The sequence below is a fragment of the Streptomyces sp. YIM 121038 genome, assembly GCF_006088715.1.
GTDB lineage: Bacteria > Actinomycetota > Actinomycetes > Streptomycetales > Streptomycetaceae > Streptomyces.
Window position 1 is genome coordinate 4,926,396 of the sequence record NZ_CP030771.1, and the last position, 16,076, is coordinate 4,942,471.

Here is a 16,076-nt window from a genome sequence, read left to right on the forward strand (position 1 = left end):
AGCGACGAACGTCAACGCGCGTCCACCAGCGGTCGACAGGCGTAGACGCACGGCAGACACCTCGTCGACGCGGCACCGACGTCCTTCAGCGACGGCGACGGACGCGTCCGACCCGTGCGGCCTTGGCCCGCTTGGCAGCGAAGCGCACACCGCCGGGGCTCTCGCCCACCTCGACCCGCACCACGGTGGACAGGGGGTCGACGACCCCTTCGCCCACCTGCACCACGGAGACGGACTCGGCGCCGAGCTTGCTCAAGGCGGCGCCCGCCGCCTTGACCTCTTCCTCGGCCGTGTCGCCCTTGAGCGCCAGCATCTCTCCGTACGGACGCAGCAGCGGGACGCCCCATCCAGCGAGACGGTCCAGCGGAGCGACAGCACGCGCGGTCACGACATGGACGGGCTGCAGCTTGCCGAGGACCTCCTCGGCGCGGCCACGGACGACCGTGACATGGTCGAGCCCCAGCAGCTCGACGACCTCGCTGAGGAAGTTCGTGCGCCGCAGCAGCGGCTCAAGAAGCGTGATCTTGAGGTCCTCGCGGACGAGCGCGAGCGGGATGCCGGGCAGTCCGGCCCCGGAGCCGACATCGCACACCGTCACGCCCTCGGGAACCACCTCGGACAGGACGGCGCAGTTCAGCAGGTGCCGCTCCCACAGCCGGGGAACCTCGCGGGGGCCGATCAGGCCGCGCCGCACTCCCGCCTCGGCGAGCAGTTCCGCGTACCGGACCGCGTCCGGGAATCGCTCGCCGAAAACCGCGCGCGCCTGCTCCGGCGCCGGGGGGAGCTCCGCTTCCTCCGTCACGGGGACCGTCCTTCCGTACCGCACTGGGTCAGTGACTATCAGGCTGACAAAGACCGGCCCCGTCTGCGAACAGACGGGGCCGGGATGAGACGTACAGATCAGGCGGGGAGTACCACGACGAAGCGCTGCGGCTCCTCGCCCTCGGACTCGCTGCGCAGACCCGCGGCCTTGACGGCGTCGTGCACGACCTTGCGCTCGAACGGCGTCATCGGCTTGAGCTTGACCGGTTCGCCGGAGCTCTTGGCGTCGGCGGCGGCCTTGGCGCCCAGCTCGGACAGCTCCTCGCGCTTCTTGGCACGGTAGCCCGCGATGTCCAGCATCAGGCGGCTGCGGTCGCCGGTCTCCCGGTGTACCGCGAGGCGGGTCAGCTCCTGGAGCGCCTCCAGGACCTCGCCGTCCCGGCCGACCAGCTTCTGCAGGTCGCGGCTGCCGGAGTCGCTGATGATCGACACCGCGGCCCGGTCGGCCTCGACGTCCATGTCGATGTCGCCGTCGAGGTCGGCGATGTCCAGCAGACCCTCGAGGTAGTCCGCCGCGATCTCCCCCTCCTGCTCGAGGCGGGTCAGAGCGTCGCCGGCCTCAGCTGCGGCGGAGGTGGTGGTGCCTTCCGTCACGGGATGGACTCCTTTTACTTCTTGGACGGGTGCTTGGGCCGCTGCTGACCCTTGCGCTGTCCGGACTTGGCTTTGCTGCGGGTGCCCTGGCCGGGCTGGCTGCCCGAGGCGGCGCCGGCGGGCTTGTTCTTGGCCGCGGCACCCTGGGGCTTGCTGTCCTCGGACTTGGTCAGCGACGGACCGGAGGCATCGGAGGCCGGGGCGGTCGTGGCGCCGTCGTCCGTCTTGCCGCCCGTGGCGGCGGTGGTGGACTGGCGCTTCGACTTGCTCTGGCGCTTGGGCTGCTGCCGCTTGGGCGCTGCCGCGGGCGCACCGTCCTCGGTCGTGGTGGCCACGGTGTCGCTGACGATCACGGTGCCGTCGGCCTGAGCGGCGAAGCCGGCCTTGTTCAGGCCGTTGATGAACTTCCGCTCGTACTCGTTGCGGTCGCGGCCCTTGGCGACGATGGCCTTCACGGCCCTGACCTGGCCACGGCTACGGGTCTTGCCGGCGGTCGTGATGTGCTTCTGCAGGCGCTCCAGGTACGAGGCCTGGGCCTTGGAGCCGGGGGTCGGGTTCTGGCGGATCACGTACATCTGCTGGCCCATGGTCCACACGTTGGTGGTCAGCCAGTAGACGAGGACACCGACCGGGAAGTTGATGCCGAAGACGGCGAACATGATGGGGAAGACGTACATCAGCATCTTCTGCTGCTGCATGAACGGCGTCTTCACCGTCGTGTCGACGTTCTTCGTCATCAGCTGGCGCTGCGTGAAGAACTGCGAGGCCGACATCAGGATGATCATGAGCGCGGTCACGACGCGCACATCGGTCAGCGAGGCGCCGAGCGAGGCGACCTTGTCGGCGCTGTCCGTGAACTTCACCGCGAGCGGGGCACCGAAGATGTGGGCGTCACGGGCGCTGTCCAGCAGCTGCTGGTCGATGACGCCGATCTTCTTGTTGGACGCGATGCCGTTGAGCACGTGGTACAGCGCGAAGAAGAAGGGCGACTGCGCCAGGATGGGAAGGCACGAGGAGAGCGGGTTGGTACCCGACTCCTTGTACAGCTTCATCATCTCTTCGGACTGGCGCTGCTTGTCGCTCTTGTAGCGCTCCTGGATCTTCTTCATCTCGGGCTGCAGCGTCTGCATGGCCCGGGTCGCCTTGATCTGCTTCACGAAGAGCGGGATCAGGCAGATGCGGATCAGGATCACCAGGGACACGATCGACAGGCCCCAGGCCCAGCCCGTATCAGGGCCGAAGATCGCACCGTACAGTTTGTGGAACTGCACGATGACCCAGGAGACGGGTGTCGTGATGAAGCTGAAGAAACCGGCAATCGTGTCCACTAATCAGGCTCCTTGAGCATGGGACGGGGTCTCGGCGGCCGGGCTCGGGGGAGCCGGTGGGAGGTCTCCGGTCGGCACGCCAGCGGCGGAGGGCCCGCCCTTGCGTTCGCGCCAGACAGCGCGCAGCATCTCGTGCCACCGCGGACGCTTGCGCGGCGGAACGTGATCGACACCACCGAGCGACCACGGGTTGCACCGCAGGATGCGCCAGGCAGTGAGCGCTGTTCCCTTGACCGCACCGTGCCGGTCGATGGCGAGGTAGCCGTAGTGGGAGCACGACGGGTAGTACTTGCACACCGGGCCGAGGAGTGGACTGATCGTCCACTGGTACAGCTTGATCAGCGCCAGCAGCGGGTACTTCATCGCGCGCCCCCTCCAAGGAGGCGCCGCAGGGCGGCGTCCAGGTCTTGGGCCAGCTGTGCGTAGGTGGCGTCGCCCGCGCCGGGCAACGCTCGTACGACTACCAGGCTACCGGGGGGCACCAAGGCCAACCGGTCGCGTGTCAGATGGCGAAGTCGGCGCTTGACCGTATTGCGTACGACGGCTCCACCCACGGCCTTGCTCACGACGAAACCCGCACGTGTCGGGGGAACGCTCTCCCCTGGCACGTGCGGGTCCGTTGCACCGCTGCGTAGATGAACGACGAGGAGAGGGCGGCCAGCCCTGCGTCCTCGCCGTACCGCGGTCGCGAAATCTTCGCGCCGCCTCAGCCGATGCTCGGTAGGCAGCACGACGTCATGACCTAATTGCGCTTAGGCGGACAGGCGGGCGCGACCCTTGCTACGGCGGGACGCCAGGATGGCGCGGCCGGCACGGGTGCGCATACGCAGCCGGAAGCCGTGGGTCTTCGCGCGACGACGGTTGTTCGGCTGGAAGGTGCGCTTGCTCACTCGGGGGCTCCAGTAATGACTCGTGTGGTGGCGGGTATCGCCTGGCTGTCACCGTGCGCCCACGAGAAGCTCGGAAAAGCTCGCGTATAGGCACCGAGTGCACCGCTTCACAATCACTGACCGTGATCTTTGCCCATCGGAGGCAGGCGGCAGCAGCCATCGACAACTCGACCTGGTTACGGTACGCGGGGCTACGCCATCCGGTCAAACCAGCCGTCAGGGAGAGACACTGTGCACAGCCTGTGGACAACAACTTGAACCGCACCCGTCGCCCTGACTACCGTGGCTGAACTCCGATTCGTTCCCTTCCCCCTGCCCCTCCCGATTTCCGTCCCGACCCGTCCCAAGAACCACACCTTCGTGGGACCTGTGAGAGAGCGTGCCCTGTGGCTGACGTACCTGCCGATCTTGCCGCAGTGTGGCCAAGGGTTCTGGAACAGCTGCTGGGCGAAGGGCGGGGGCAGGGCGTCGAGGCGAAGGACGAGCACTGGATCCGACGGTGTCAGCCGCTCGCGCTCGTCGCCGACACCGCGCTCCTCGCCGTTCCGAACGAATTTGCGAAGGGCGTCCTGGAGGGCCGTCTCGCCCCGGTCGTCAGCGAGACGCTGAGCCGGGAGTGCGGGCGGCCGATCCGCATCGCCATCACGGTCGACGACTCCGTGGGCGAGCCCCAGACCCCGCCCGCGCCGCCGGTCCAGCACCAGCAGCCACGCTACGAGGACCAGCCCTCCCGCTACGAGGAGCAGCCGCCCCGCTACGAAGAGCCCGCACCCCGGTACGAGGGGCAGGAGCCGCCTCCTGCCTCCGGCCAGGGGCATGACGCGTACGACGCGTACGGCCGCCGCCCCGGGGACGAGCGCTCCCCCGGCCCGCGCCCGGACCAGCTGCCGACGGCCCGCCCGGCGTACCCGGACTACCAGCGCCCCGGCGCCTGGCCGCAGCAGCAGCCACAGGACGACTACGGCTGGCAGCAGCCGCGCCTCGGCTTCCCCGAGCGCGATCCGTACGCGAGCCCCGGACAGCAGCCGCAGCAGCACGACTACCGCCCGCAGCCGCCGCAGGAGCGCTCGCCGTACGAGCAGCAGCTCTCCGAGCGGCCGGCGCAGGACCGCCACGACCGCCACGACCGCCACGACCGTCGTGAGCGGCACGAGCCGCCCTCCGGCGCGGGTTCCGGCGCAGGCCCGCACGGGGGCCCTGGCGGCCCCTCGGGCCCCGTCGGCCACGGCGGCACCTCCCTGCCCGCGTCGAGCGGCGCTCCCGGCCCGCTGGCCGCGCAGCCCGCGCCCGCGACCGGCCCGGGCGAGCCCACCGCGCGGCTGAACCCGAAGTACCTCTTCGACACCTTCGTGATCGGGGCGTCGAACCGCTTCGCGCACGCGGCCGCGGTCGCCGTCGCCGAGGCTCCCGCGAAGGCGTACAACCCCCTGTTCATCTACGGGGAGTCAGGGCTCGGCAAGACCCACCTGCTGCACGCGATCGGGCACTACGCGCGGAGCCTGTACCCGGGCACGCGGGTGCGCTACGTGAGCTCCGAGGAGTTCACCAACGAGTTCATCAACTCCATCCGCGACGGCAAGGGCGACAGCTTCCGCAAGCGCTACCGCGAGATGGACATCCTGCTCGTCGACGACATCCAGTTCCTCGCGGACAAGGAGTCGACGCAGGAGGAGTTCTTCCACACGTTCAACACGCTCCACAACGCGAACAAGCAGATCGTGCTCTCCAGCGACCGGCCGCCCAAGCAGCTGGTGACCCTGGAGGACCGGCTGCGCAATCGCTTCGAGTGGGGTCTGATCACCGACGTCCAGCCGCCCGAGCTGGAGACGCGCATCGCGATCCTGCGGAAGAAGGCGGTCCAGGAGCAGCTCAACGCCCCGCCGGAGGTCCTGGAGTTCATCGCGTCCCGCATCTCGCGGAACATCCGCGAGCTGGAGGGCGCGCTGATCCGCGTCACGGCGTTCGCGTCGCTCAATCGCCAGCCCGTGGACCTGGGTCTCACCGAGATCGTCCTGAAGGACCTGATCCCGGGCGGCGAGGACGCGGCTCCGGAGATCACGGCGACGGCCATCATGGCGGCCACCGCCGACTACTTCGGCCTGACGGTGGACGACCTGTGCGGATCGTCGCGCAGCCGGGTCCTGGTGACGGCCCGCCAGATCGCCATGTACCTGTGCCGCGAGCTGACCGACCTCTCCCTGCCGAAGATCGGCGCGCAGTTCGGCGGCCGCGACCACACGACGGTCATGCACGCCGACCGCAAGATCCGTGCGCTGATGGCCGAGCGCCGCTCGATCTACAACCAGGTCACCGAGCTCACCAACCGCATCAAGAACGGCTGACAGCAACGGCGATACGCCACGAAAGGGCGCCCCGGGGTCACGTCTCCGGGGCGCCCTTTCGCGTTCTCGTGTGCCTACGTAGTGGGCCATTGCTTACGTGGTGGGGCCTGGCGGGGCGTTGGAGCAGCCTGGCGACGGGCGTTCACAGGCGCGTGCCCACGTGGGGGAAGCACGCCTCCAGGAGAGCCGCGGAACAGCCGCAGCAGGACCGCAGCGGGCCGCGAGGCGGTCCCCGGCACGCGTTCCCGGTTCCAGGAGCGCCCTCCTCAGCGCCGCCAGAACCCGCCCCGCGGCCCGCTGAAACCCGTCCTCACGCCGTCCTCAAGGCTGTGCAGGGCGCTCTCCGGCCCCGATGACCGCGACCTCTTCGTCATCTTCTGTTCGATTCATGGTCACCTCACCCGGGTTCTCCACAGATCTGGGGCCTTTTCGCTCTCCACACCCTGGGGACTGGGAAGTTGTCCCAACCGTGTCCACAGGGGACCCTGCTGAATAGTCATCAGGCCAGGTCAGGTGGTTGTGGATTCGTGGACGAAGACTCTCCACAGACTGTGGATAAAGATCTTCTCCACAGGGGGTGGGAAAAGTTGTCCACCGGCAGCCCACAGGCTGGGGCCGGTTGTACACAGCTTCTCCCCAGGCCTGTCCACTGTTCGGCAACGCGACGCGCGCTCTCACCGGGTCGAGTGAAAGGCGTCACACAAAGCTGCCGGGTTGGCCTGTGGGGAAGCTGGGTAAAGCTGGGGACAGGGCTGGGGAGAAGTCCCCCTCTCCTGTGCATCGGGTGTGCAGAACTTTCGCCCGTCCACAGTTACCCCCGGTTGTCCACCGCCGTCGCCCACAGGGCCAGTGGACAAAAAACGGGCGTTGACCTGCGCATTCGCGGTTATCCACGGTTTCCACAGGCCCTACTACTACTCCCGACTAGAGAGAGTCAGATTTCCGCTTTGAAGTGGGGGCTGTGTACAACTCGCGGCTCGGGCCGCCACGACCTCTCGGCACGACTTGACCCCGACGGGCACCAGCTGTCAGTGCGGTGCGTCAGACTGGTCCCCAGTGCCAGCAACAGCAGGAGGGCGGCTAAGTGAAGATCCGGGTGGAACGCGACGTACTCGCGGAGGCGGTGGCGTGGGCGGCACGCAGCCTCCCGGCTCGGCCGCCAGCGCCCGTCCTCGCGGGCCTGCTGCTGAAGGCCGAGGAGGGCGCCCTCTCCCTGTCCAGCTTCGACTACGAGGTCTCGGCCCGCGTCTCCGTGGACGCCGAGGTCGACGAAGAGGGCACGGTCCTCGTCTCCGGCCGCCTGCTGGCCGACATCTGCCGCGCCCTGCCGAACCGCCCGGTGGAGATCTCCACAGACGGTGTACGGGCGACGGTGGTCTGCGGCTCCTCCCGCTTCACCCTCCACACCCTGCCTGTGGAGGAGTACCCGGCGCTGCCGCAGATGCCGACCGCCACGGGCACCGTCCCCGGTGAGGTCTTCGCCTCGGCCGCCTCCCAGGTCGCCATCGCCGCGGGCCGCGACGACACGCTGCCCGTGCTCACCGGTGTCCGCATCGAGATCGAGGGCGACACGGTCACGCTGGCCTCCACCGACCGCTACCGCTTCGCGGTCCGCGAGTTCCTGTGGAAGCCGGAGAACCCGGAGACGTCCGCCGTGGCCCTGGTGCCCGCCAAGACGCTCCTGGACACCGCCAAGGCCCTCACGAGCGGCGACACGGTCACCCTGGCCCTGTCCGGCTCCGGCGCGGGCGAGGGCCTCATCGGCTTCGAGGGCGCGGGCCGCCGTACGACGACCCGCCTCCTGGAGGGCGACCTCCCGAAGTACCGCACGCTCTTCCCGACGGAGTTCAACTCGGTCGCCGTCATCGAGACCGCCCCCTTCGTGGAGGCCGTCAAGCGCGTGGCGCTCGTCGCCGAGCGGAACACCCCGGTGCGGCTCAGCTTCGAGCAGGGCGTGCTCATCCTGGAGGCCGGCTCCAGCGACGACGCACAGGCTGTGGAAAGGGTCGACGCCCAGCTGGAGGGCGACGACATCTCGATCGCCTTCAACCCGACGTTCCTGCTCGACGGCCTGAGCGCGATCGACTCCCCGGTCGCCCAGCTGTCGTTCACGACGTCGACGAAGCCCGCGCTCCTGAGCGGCAAGCCGGCCGTGGACGCCGAGGCGGACGAGGCGTACAAGTACCTGATCATGCCGGTACGTCTGAGCGGCTGAGCCCACAGGTGTGTGGCCGCGTCCGGGCGTAGGCTCGGACGCGGGTACGAACGTGCCGCGGGTACGCGGAGCCGCTCAGCGCCGAGCGGCCGTGACGTGCCTTTACGCCACATCGCTAGTTAGGAACGCACTGATGGAGCTCGGTCTCGTCGGCCTCGGCAAGATGGGCGGCAACATGCGCGAGCGCATTCGCCGCGCAGGCCACACCGTCATCGGATACGACCGCAATCCGGACCTCGCGGATGTCCACAGCCTCGAAGAGCTGGTGAGCAAGCTCAAGGGCCCGCGCGTGGTGTGGGTGATGGTCCCGGCCGGAGCCGCGACCCAGTCCACCATCGACGAGCTGGCCGAGCTCCTGTCGCCCGGTGACGTCGTGGTGGACGGCGGCAACTCCCGCTGGACGGACGACGAGAAGCACGCCGAGGAGCTCGCGGCCAAGGGCATCGGCTTCGTCGACTGCGGCGTCTCCGGCGGCGTCTGGGGCCTGCAGAACGGCTACGCGCTGATGTACGGCGGCGACAAGGAGAACGTCGCCAAGGTGCAGCCGGTCTTCGACGCGCTCAAGCCGGAGGGCGACTTCGGCTCCGTGCACGCGGGCAAGGTCGGCGCGGGCCACTTCGCGAAGATGGTTCACAACGGCATCGAGTACGCGATGATGCAGGCCTATGCCGAGGGCTGGGAGCTGCTTGAGGCCGTGGACTCGGTCACGGACGTGCGTGAGGTCTTCCGGTCCTGGCAGGAGGGGACGGTCATCCGTTCCTGGCTGCTCGACCTGGCGGTCAACGCGCTGGACGACGACGAGCACCTGGACAAGCTGCGGGGCTTCGCCGCGGACTCCGGCGAGGGCCGCTGGACGGTGGAGGCGGCGATCGACAACGCGGTGCCGCTGCCCGCGATCACGGCGTCCCTGTTCGCGCGGTTCTCCTCCCGGCAGGACGACTCGCCGCAGATGAAGATGATCGCGGCGCTGCGCAACCAGTTCGGCGGCCACGCCGTCGAGTCCAAGAGCGAGCACTGATCCACAGCCCGCGCGGCCCGCTGTCCACAGCCTGTGTGGACAGCGGTGGGCCGCGGCGGGCGGGCCGTCGGCACCCAGGCCACGGCGGCCCCTAGCCACAGCAGGAAAGCCGGGGGAGGTCGGCGCCACATCATGCACGTCACCCACCTGTCCCTGGCCGACTTCCGCTCGTACGCCCGGGTCGAGGTTCCGCTCGACCCGGGCGTCACCGCGTTCGTGGGGCCGAACGGCCAGGGCAAGACCAACCTCGTCGAGGCCGTCGGCTATCTGGCGACGCTCGGCAGCCACCGGGTCTCCTCGGACGCGCCCCTGGTGCGCATGGGCGCCGACCGGGCCGTCATCCGGGCCGCCGTCCGGCAGGGCGAGCGCCAGCAGCTCATCGAGCTCGAGCTGAACCCGGGGAAGGCGAACCGCGCCCGCATCAACCGGTCCTCGCAGGTCAGGCCCCGTGACGTGCTGGGCATCGTGCGCACGGTCCTGTTCGCCCCCGAGGATCTGGCCCTGATCAAGGGCGACCCCGGGGAGCGGCGGCGCTTCCTCGACGAGCTGATCACCGCCCGCTCCCCGCGCATGGCGGCGGTCCGCTCCGACTACGACCGCGTCCTGAAGCAGCGCAACACGCTCCTGAAGTCCGCCGCCCTCGCCCGGCGCCACGGCGGCCGCTCCATGGACCTGTCCACCCTCGACGTCTGGGACCAGCACCTCGCCCAGGCGGGCGCCGAGCTGCTCGCCCAGCGGCTCGACCTCATCGCCGCGCTCCAGCCGCTCGCCGACAAGGCGTACGAACAGCTGGCCCCCGGCGGCGGCCCGCTCGGCCTCGACTACAAGCCCTCCTCGGCCGGAATCGTCGGCCACGCGCGCGAGGAGCTCTACGAGCAGCTGATCGCCGCCCTGGGAGAGGCCCGCAAGCAGGAGATCGAGCGGGGCGTCACCCTCGTAGGACCCCACAGGGACGACCTACTACTCAAACTTGGCCAGCTGCCCGCGAAGGGATACGCCTCCCACGGAGAGTCGTGGTCCTACGCGCTCGCTCTGCGGCTCGCCTCGTACGACCTGCTCCGGGCCGAGGGCAACGAGCCGGTCCTCGTCCTCGACGACGTCTTCGCCGAGCTGGACGCGCGCCGCCGCGAGCGGCTCGCGGAACTGGTGGCCCCCGGGGAGCAGGTCCTGGTCACGGCCGCCGTGGACGACGACGTACCGGGTGTCCTCGCGGGCGCGCGGTACGCCGTGTCCGGCGGCGAGGTGGAACGCGTATGACCGAGCCCGGCAAGGCACCGAAGCCCGACGGTTCCTCGGAGCCCGCGGGGGCCGGGGCGGCCAGGCCCGCGCCGCCCGAGCCCTCCGGGGTCGACCTCGCCCGCGTGGCCCTGCGCGCCGCCAAGGAGCAGGCACGCGCGCGCGGGGACGCGACCCGCCAGAAGAAGCAGGCCCGGCGCGGCGGCCTGCGCTCGGGCGCGCGCTCCGACGGGCGCGATCCGCTGCCGCTCGGCTCCGCCATCAACCGTCTGATCACCGAGCGCGGCTGGGAGACCCCGGCGGCCGTCGGCGGCGTGATGGGCCGCTGGCCCGAGATCGTCGGCGAGGACCTGGCCAAGCACTGCGTACCGCAGCGGTACGACGAGAACGAGCACGTCCTGACCGTGCAGTGCGACTCCACGGCCTGGGCGACGAACCTGCGACTGCTCGCTCCGCAGCTGGTCGCGCGCCTGAACGAGGACCTCGGGCACGGCACCGTACGCCTCATCAAGGTCCTCGGACCCGGTGGCCCCGCACGCCGCTTCGGACCCTTGCGGGCGCCCGGCAGCACGGGTCCCGGCGACACCTACGGATGACGAGATCCGGTCGGTAGCTGGGGGTTGACCGCCCGAAGCGCTGAGTGCCGCTGTGAGCCTCTTAGGGCCCGGGGGCGCATATGGGGAGTCGGCTGATGCCGGTTCAGGGCGGCACATGCGGACTCAGGTACCGGCAAACCCCCATCACTGTCGGCGCTACCGGTAGACTGGAAGCTAATCCCGCCCCAGTCGTGGGGAGCAGCGGGAGAAGCTGAGCAAGAGCTGAACCAGGCTTACCAACGCAACACGCCGCAGCCGCTCCGGCCAGCGCCGGGAGCTTGGCTTTGTGCTGTGCCAGAAAGGGCGCTTCGTGGCCGATTCCGGCAACCCCAACGAGAACATCCCGTCCACTGCCGCCGGCGACGGCGCCGTACCCCCCGAGGCCATCGAGGCCTCCGGCGAGGGCACGGCCTACGACGCCAGCGCCATCACCGTCCTCGAGGGTCTGGACGCGGTCCGCAAGCGGCCCGGCATGTACATCGGCTCGACCGGCGAGCGCGGTCTGCACCACCTCGTGCAGGAAGTCGTCGACAACTCCGTCGACGAAGCCCTGGCCGGGCACGCGGACACCATCGACGTCACGATCCTCGCCGACGGCGGCGTCCGCGTCATCGACAACGGCCGAGGCATCCCGGTGGGCATCCACCCGGTGGAGAAGAAGCCGGCCGTCGAGGTCGTGCTCACGGTGCTGCACGCGGGCGGCAAGTTCGGCGGCGGCGGGTACGCCGTCTCCGGCGGTCTGCACGGCGTGGGTGTCTCCGTGGTGAACGCGCTCTCCACCAAGCTGTCCGTCGAGATCAAGACCGACGGCTACCGCTGGACGCAGGACTACAAGGGGGGTGCCCCCACGGCACCGCTCGAGCGGCACGAGGCCACCGACGAGACGGGCACGTCGGTCACCTTCTGGGCCGACGGTGACATCTTCGAGACCACCGTGTACTCCTTCGAGACGCTGGCGCGGCGCTTCCAGGAGATGGCCTTCCTCAACAAGGGCCTGACGATCAAGCTCACCGACGAGCGCGAGTCGGCCAAGGCCACGGCGGGCGCCGACTCCGCCGAGGCCACCGACGACACCGTCGAAGAGGTCCGCTCGGTCACGTACCACTACGAAGGCGGCATCGTCGACTTCGTGACGTACCTCAACTCCCGCAAGGGCGAGGTCGTCCACCCGACCGTCATCGACGTCGAGGCCGAGGACAAGGAGCGCATGCTCTCGGTCGAGATCGCGATGCAGTGGAACTCGCAGTACAGCGAGGGCGTGTACTCCTTCGCCAACACGATCCACACGCACGAGGGCGGCACCCACGAAGAGGGCTTCCGCGCCGCGCTGACCGGTCTGGTGAACCGTTACGCGCGCGACAAGAAGCTGCTCCGCGAGAAGGACGACAACCTCACGGGTGAGGACATCCGCGAGGGTCTGACCGCGATCATCTCGGTGAAGCTGGGCGAGCCCCAGTTCGAGGGCCAGACCAAGACGAAGCTCGGCAACACCGAGGCGAAGACGTTCGTCCAGAAGGTCGTGCACGAGCACCTGACGGACTGGTTCGACCGCAACCCGAACGAGGCCGCGGACATCATCCGCAAGGGCATCCAGGCCGCCACCGCGCGCGTGGCCGCCCGCAAGGCGCGTGACCTCACCCGCCGCAAGGGCCTCCTGGAGACCGCGTCCCTGCCGGGCAAGCTCTCCGACTGCCAGTCGAACGACCCGACGAAGTGCGAGATCTTCATCGTCGAGGGTGACTCCGCCGGCGGCTCGGCCAAGTCCGGCCGCGACCCGGAGTACCAGGCGATCCTGCCCATCCGAGGCAAGATCCTGAACGTCGAGAAGGCCCGCGTCGACAAGATCCTGCAGAACCAGGAGATCCAGGCGCTGATCTCGGCCTTCGGCACCGGAGTCCACGAGGACTTCGACATCGAGAAGCTCCGCTACCACAAGATCATCCTGATGGCGGACGCCGACGTCGACGGCCAGCACATCAACACCCTGCTGCTGACGTTCCTGTTCCGCTTCATGCGTCCGCTCGTCGAGGCGGGCCACGTCTTCCTGTCCCGGCCGCCGCTTTACAAGATCAAGTGGGGCAAGGACGACTTCGAGTACGCGTACTCGGACCGCGAGCGCGACGCGCTCATCGAGCTCGGCCGCCAGAACGGCAAGCGGATCCGGGACGACTCGGTCCAGCGCTTCAAGGGTCTCGGCGAGATGAACGCCGAGGAGCTGCGCATCACCACGATGGACATCGAGCACCGCGTGCTCGGCCAGGTCACCCTCGACGACGCCGCCCAGGCCGACGACCTCTTCTCGGTCCTCATGGGCGAGGACGTCGAAGCGCGCCGCTCGTTCATCCAGCGCAACGCCAAGGACGTCCGCTTCCTCGACATCTGAGCCGGTCAGGCACCCCGACGGCTGCTGACTGACGTACGAAAGGATCTTGACCGGCCATGGCCGACGAGAACAACCCCACTCCTTCCGAGGACGGCGAGGGTCAGACGGTGCGCATCGAGCCCGTCGGGCTCGAGACCGAGATGCAGCGCTCGTACCTCGACTACGCGATGTCCGTCATCGTGTCGCGCGCGCTGCCGGACGTCCGCGACGGTCTCAAGCCCGTGCACCGCCGCGTCCTGTACGCGATGTACGACGGCGGGTACCGCCCCGAGAAGGGCTTCTACAAGTGCGCCCGCGTCGTCGGCGACGTCATGGGCAACTACCACCCGCACGGCGACTCCTCGATCTACGACGCGCTCGTCCGCCTCGCGCAGCCGTGGTCGATGCGCATGCCCCTGGTGGACTCGAACGGAAACTTCGGCTCTCCGGGCAACGACCCCGCGGCCGCCATGCGCTACACCGAGTGCAAGATGGCGCCGCTGTCCATGGAGATGGTCCGGGACATCGACGAGGACACCGTCGACTTCACGGACAACTACGACGGCCGCTCCCAGGAGCCCACCGTCCTGCCCTCCCGCTTCCCGAACCTGCTGATCAACGGCTCGGCGGGCATCGCGGTCGGCATGGCGACCAACATCCCGCCGCACAACCTCCGCGAGGTCGCGGCGGGCGCGCAGTGGGCCCTGGAGCACCCGGAGGCCTCGCACGAGGAGCTGCTCGACGCCCTGATCGAGCGCATCAAGGGCCCCGACTTCCCGACCGGTGCCCTCGTAGTGGGCCGCAAGGGCATCGAGGAGGCGTACCGCACGGGGCGCGGCTCCATCACGATGCGCGCGGTCGTCGAGGTCGAGGAGATCCACAACCGCCAGTGCCTGGTGGTCACGGAGCTGCCCTACCAGGTCAACCCGGACAACCTCGCGCAGAAGATCGCCGACCTGGTGAAGGACGGCAGGGTCGGCGGCATCGCCGACGTCCGCGACGAGACGTCCTCGCGCACGGGCCAGCGCCTGGTCATCGTCCTCAAGCGGGACGCGGTCGCCAAGGTCGTCCTGAACAACCTCTACAAGCACACGGACCTGCAGACGAACTTCGGCGCCAACATGCTGGCGCTCGTCGACGGCGTGCCGCGCACCCTCTCCCTGGACGCGTTCATCCGGCACTGGGTGGGCCACCAGATCGAGGTCATCGTCCGGCGCACGAAGTTCCGGCTGCGCAAGGCCGAGGAGCGCGCCCACATCCTGCGCGGCCTCCTCAAGGCCCTGGACGCCATCGACGAGGTCATCGCGCTCATCCGGCGCAGCGACACCGTCGACGTCGCGCGCGAGGGCCTGATGGGCCTCCTGGAGATCGACGAGATCCAGGCCAACGCCATCCTGGAGATGCAGCTCCGCCGCCTTGCCGCCCTGGAGCGCCAGAAGATCATCCAGGAGCACGACGAGCTCCAGCAGAAGATCAACGAGTACAACGCGATCCTGGCCTCGCCCGAGAAGCAGCGCGCGATCGTCAGCGAGGAGCTCGCCGCGATCGTCGACAAGTTCGGCGAGGACCGTCGCTCCGCCCTGGTGCCCTTCGACGGTGACATGTCCATCGAGGACCTCATCGCCGAAGAGGACATCGTCGTCACCATCACGCGCGGCGGCTACATCAAGCGCACCAAGACGGAGGACTACCGCTCGCAGAAGCGCGGCGGCAAGGGCGTGCGCGGCGCGAAGCTGAAGCAGGACGACATCGTCGACCACTTCTTCGTGTCGACGACGCACCACTGGCTGCTGTTCTTCACCAACAAGGGCCGCGTCTACCGTGCGAAGGCGTACGAGCTCCCGGACGCCGGCCGGGACGCACGCGGCCAGCACGTCGCGAACCTGCTCGCCTTCCAGCCTGACGAGTCGATCGCCGAGATCCTCGCGATCCGCGACTACGAGGCCGTGCCCTACCTGGTGCTCGCCACCAAGGGCGGTCTGGTCAAGAAGACGCCTCTGAAGGATTACGATTCGCCTCGCTCCGGCGGTGTCATCGCCATCAATCTGCGCGAGACGGACGACGGTTCGGACGACGAGCTGATCGGCGCGGAGCTGGTGTCCGCCGAGGACGATCTGCTGCTGATCAGCAAGAAGGCGCAGTCGATCCGGTTCACCGCGACGGACGACGCGCTGCGCCCGATGGGCCGTGCGACCTCCGGCGTCAAGGGCATGAGCTTCCGCGACGGTGATCAGCTGCTCTCGATGAATGTGGTCAGGCCCGGTACGTTCGTCTTCACCGCCACCGATGGTGGGTACGCGAAGCGGACCCCTGTCGACGAGTACCGCGTCCAGGGCCGCGGTGGTCTCGGCATCAAGGCCGCCAAGATCGTCGAGGACCGTGGTGAACTCGTCGGCGCACTGGTGGTCGAGGAGACCGACGAGATCCTCGCCATCACCCTCTCCGGCGGTGTGATTCGCACGCGAGTCAACGAGGTCAGGGAGACGGGCCGTGACACCATGGGCGTCCAACTGATCAACCTGGGCAAGCGCGATGCCGTCGTCGGCATCGCTCGTAACGCCGAGGCCGGGCGCGAGGCCGAGGAAGTCGACGGGGTCGACGAATCGTCTGACGGCACTCCGGCCGTCGGTACGGACGAGGGCACACCGTCCCCGGCCGAGTAGCGCGAGGAGT

13 protein-coding genes are annotated in these 16,076 nt (G+C 69.0%); 7 read left to right on the forward strand and 6 right to left on the reverse strand.

Annotated elements, in window-relative coordinates:
* Positions 1-85 precede the first annotated feature (85 nt).
* From rsmG to rpmH, 6 genes are all read right to left on the reverse strand, one after another.
* Positions 86-802, reverse strand: coding sequence for a 16S rRNA (guanine(527)-N(7))-methyltransferase RsmG (gene rsmG / locus C9F11_RS20830; protein WP_138960696.1), 717 nt, complete (start codon positions 800-802; stop codon positions 86-88).
* Positions 803-900: 98 nt separating this feature from the next.
* Entirely contained in the window at positions 901-1,416 is a 516-nt protein-coding gene (locus C9F11_RS20835) for a R3H domain-containing nucleic acid-binding protein (protein WP_138960697.1), read from the reverse strand.
* A gap of 14 nt (positions 1,417-1,430) precedes the next feature.
* Complete coding sequence (yidC, locus tag C9F11_RS20840) at positions 1,431-2,744, reverse strand: membrane protein insertase YidC (protein ID WP_138960698.1); 1,314 nt, start codon at positions 2,742-2,744, stop codon at positions 1,431-1,433.
* Positions 2,745-2,747: 3 nt separating this feature from the next.
* Positions 2,748-3,107 carry a membrane protein insertion efficiency factor YidD gene (gene yidD / locus C9F11_RS20845; RefSeq protein ID WP_138960699.1) on the reverse strand — a complete coding sequence of 120 codons (360 nt, stop codon included), beginning with the start codon at positions 3,105-3,107 and terminating at the stop codon, positions 2,748-2,750.
* A complete protein-coding gene (rnpA, locus tag C9F11_RS20850; RefSeq protein WP_138960700.1) occupies positions 3,104-3,475 on the reverse strand; it encodes a ribonuclease P protein component in 372 nt (123 codons plus the stop codon). The genes yidD and rnpA overlap by 4 nt, the downstream gene beginning before the upstream one ends.
* A 21-nt stretch (positions 3,476-3,496) precedes the next feature.
* Complete coding sequence (gene rpmH / locus C9F11_RS20855; RefSeq protein ID WP_003956500.1) at positions 3,497-3,634, reverse strand: 50S ribosomal protein L34; 138 nt, start codon at positions 3,632-3,634, stop codon at positions 3,497-3,499.
* Positions 3,635-4,020: 386 nt separating this feature from the next.
* Here rpmH and dnaA point away from each other — a divergent pair, with 386 nt between their 5' ends.
* The 7 genes from dnaA (at position 4,021) to gyrA (ending at position 16,066) form a co-directional block, all read left to right on the forward strand.
* Positions 4,021-5,976 carry a chromosomal replication initiator protein DnaA gene (gene dnaA / locus C9F11_RS20860; protein ID WP_138960701.1) on the forward strand — a complete coding sequence of 652 codons (1,956 nt, stop codon included), beginning with the start codon at positions 4,021-4,023 and terminating at the stop codon, positions 5,974-5,976.
* A 1,084-nt stretch (positions 5,977-7,060) separates the two neighbouring features.
* Positions 7,061-8,191, forward strand: coding sequence for a DNA polymerase III subunit beta (gene dnaN, locus C9F11_RS20870; protein ID WP_030676844.1), 1,131 nt, complete (start codon positions 7,061-7,063; stop codon positions 8,189-8,191).
* A gap of 133 nt (positions 8,192-8,324) precedes the next feature.
* Entirely contained in the window at positions 8,325-9,209 is an 885-nt protein-coding gene (gene gnd, locus C9F11_RS20875; protein ID WP_138960702.1) for a phosphogluconate dehydrogenase (NAD(+)-dependent, decarboxylating), read from the forward strand.
* Between the two features lie 132 nt (positions 9,210-9,341).
* Positions 9,342-10,466, forward strand: coding sequence for a DNA replication/repair protein RecF (gene recF / locus C9F11_RS20880; RefSeq protein ID WP_138960703.1), 1,125 nt, complete (start codon positions 9,342-9,344; stop codon positions 10,464-10,466).
* Positions 10,463-11,041 (forward strand): DciA family protein, encoded by a 579-nt coding sequence (locus tag C9F11_RS20885; protein ID WP_138960704.1) that lies wholly within the window; start codon positions 10,463-10,465, stop codon positions 11,039-11,041. Before recF ends, C9F11_RS20885 begins: the two co-directional genes overlap by 4 nt.
* Positions 11,042-11,327: 286 nt before the next feature.
* On the forward strand, positions 11,328-13,424 hold the full coding sequence (gene gyrB, locus C9F11_RS20890; protein WP_138960705.1) for a DNA topoisomerase (ATP-hydrolyzing) subunit B: 2,097 nt from the start codon (positions 11,328-11,330) through the stop codon (positions 13,422-13,424).
* Between the two features lie 56 nt (positions 13,425-13,480).
* Entirely contained in the window at positions 13,481-16,066 is a 2,586-nt protein-coding gene (gene gyrA, locus C9F11_RS20895; RefSeq protein WP_138960706.1) for a DNA gyrase subunit A, read from the forward strand.
* Positions 16,067-16,076: the final 10 nt, after the last annotated feature.

What these genes read in the sequence shown, in the direction of transcription:
- yidD (WP_138960699.1), bottom strand. Translation starts at nt 3,107, where the DNA reads ATGAAGTACCCGCTGCTGGCGCTGATCAAGCTGTACCAGTGGACGATC.
- gnd (WP_138960702.1), top strand. Translation starts at nt 8,325, where the DNA reads ATGGAGCTCGGTCTCGTCGGCCTCGGCAAGATGGGCGGCAACATGCGC.
- recF (WP_138960703.1), top strand. Translation starts at nt 9,342, where the DNA reads ATGCACGTCACCCACCTGTCCCTGGCCGACTTCCGCTCGTACGCCCGG.
- C9F11_RS20885 (WP_138960704.1), top strand. Translation starts at nt 10,463, where the DNA reads ATGACCGAGCCCGGCAAGGCACCGAAGCCCGACGGTTCCTCGGAGCCC.
- gyrA (WP_138960706.1), top strand. Translation starts at nt 13,481, where the DNA reads ATGGCCGACGAGAACAACCCCACTCCTTCCGAGGACGGCGAGGGTCAG.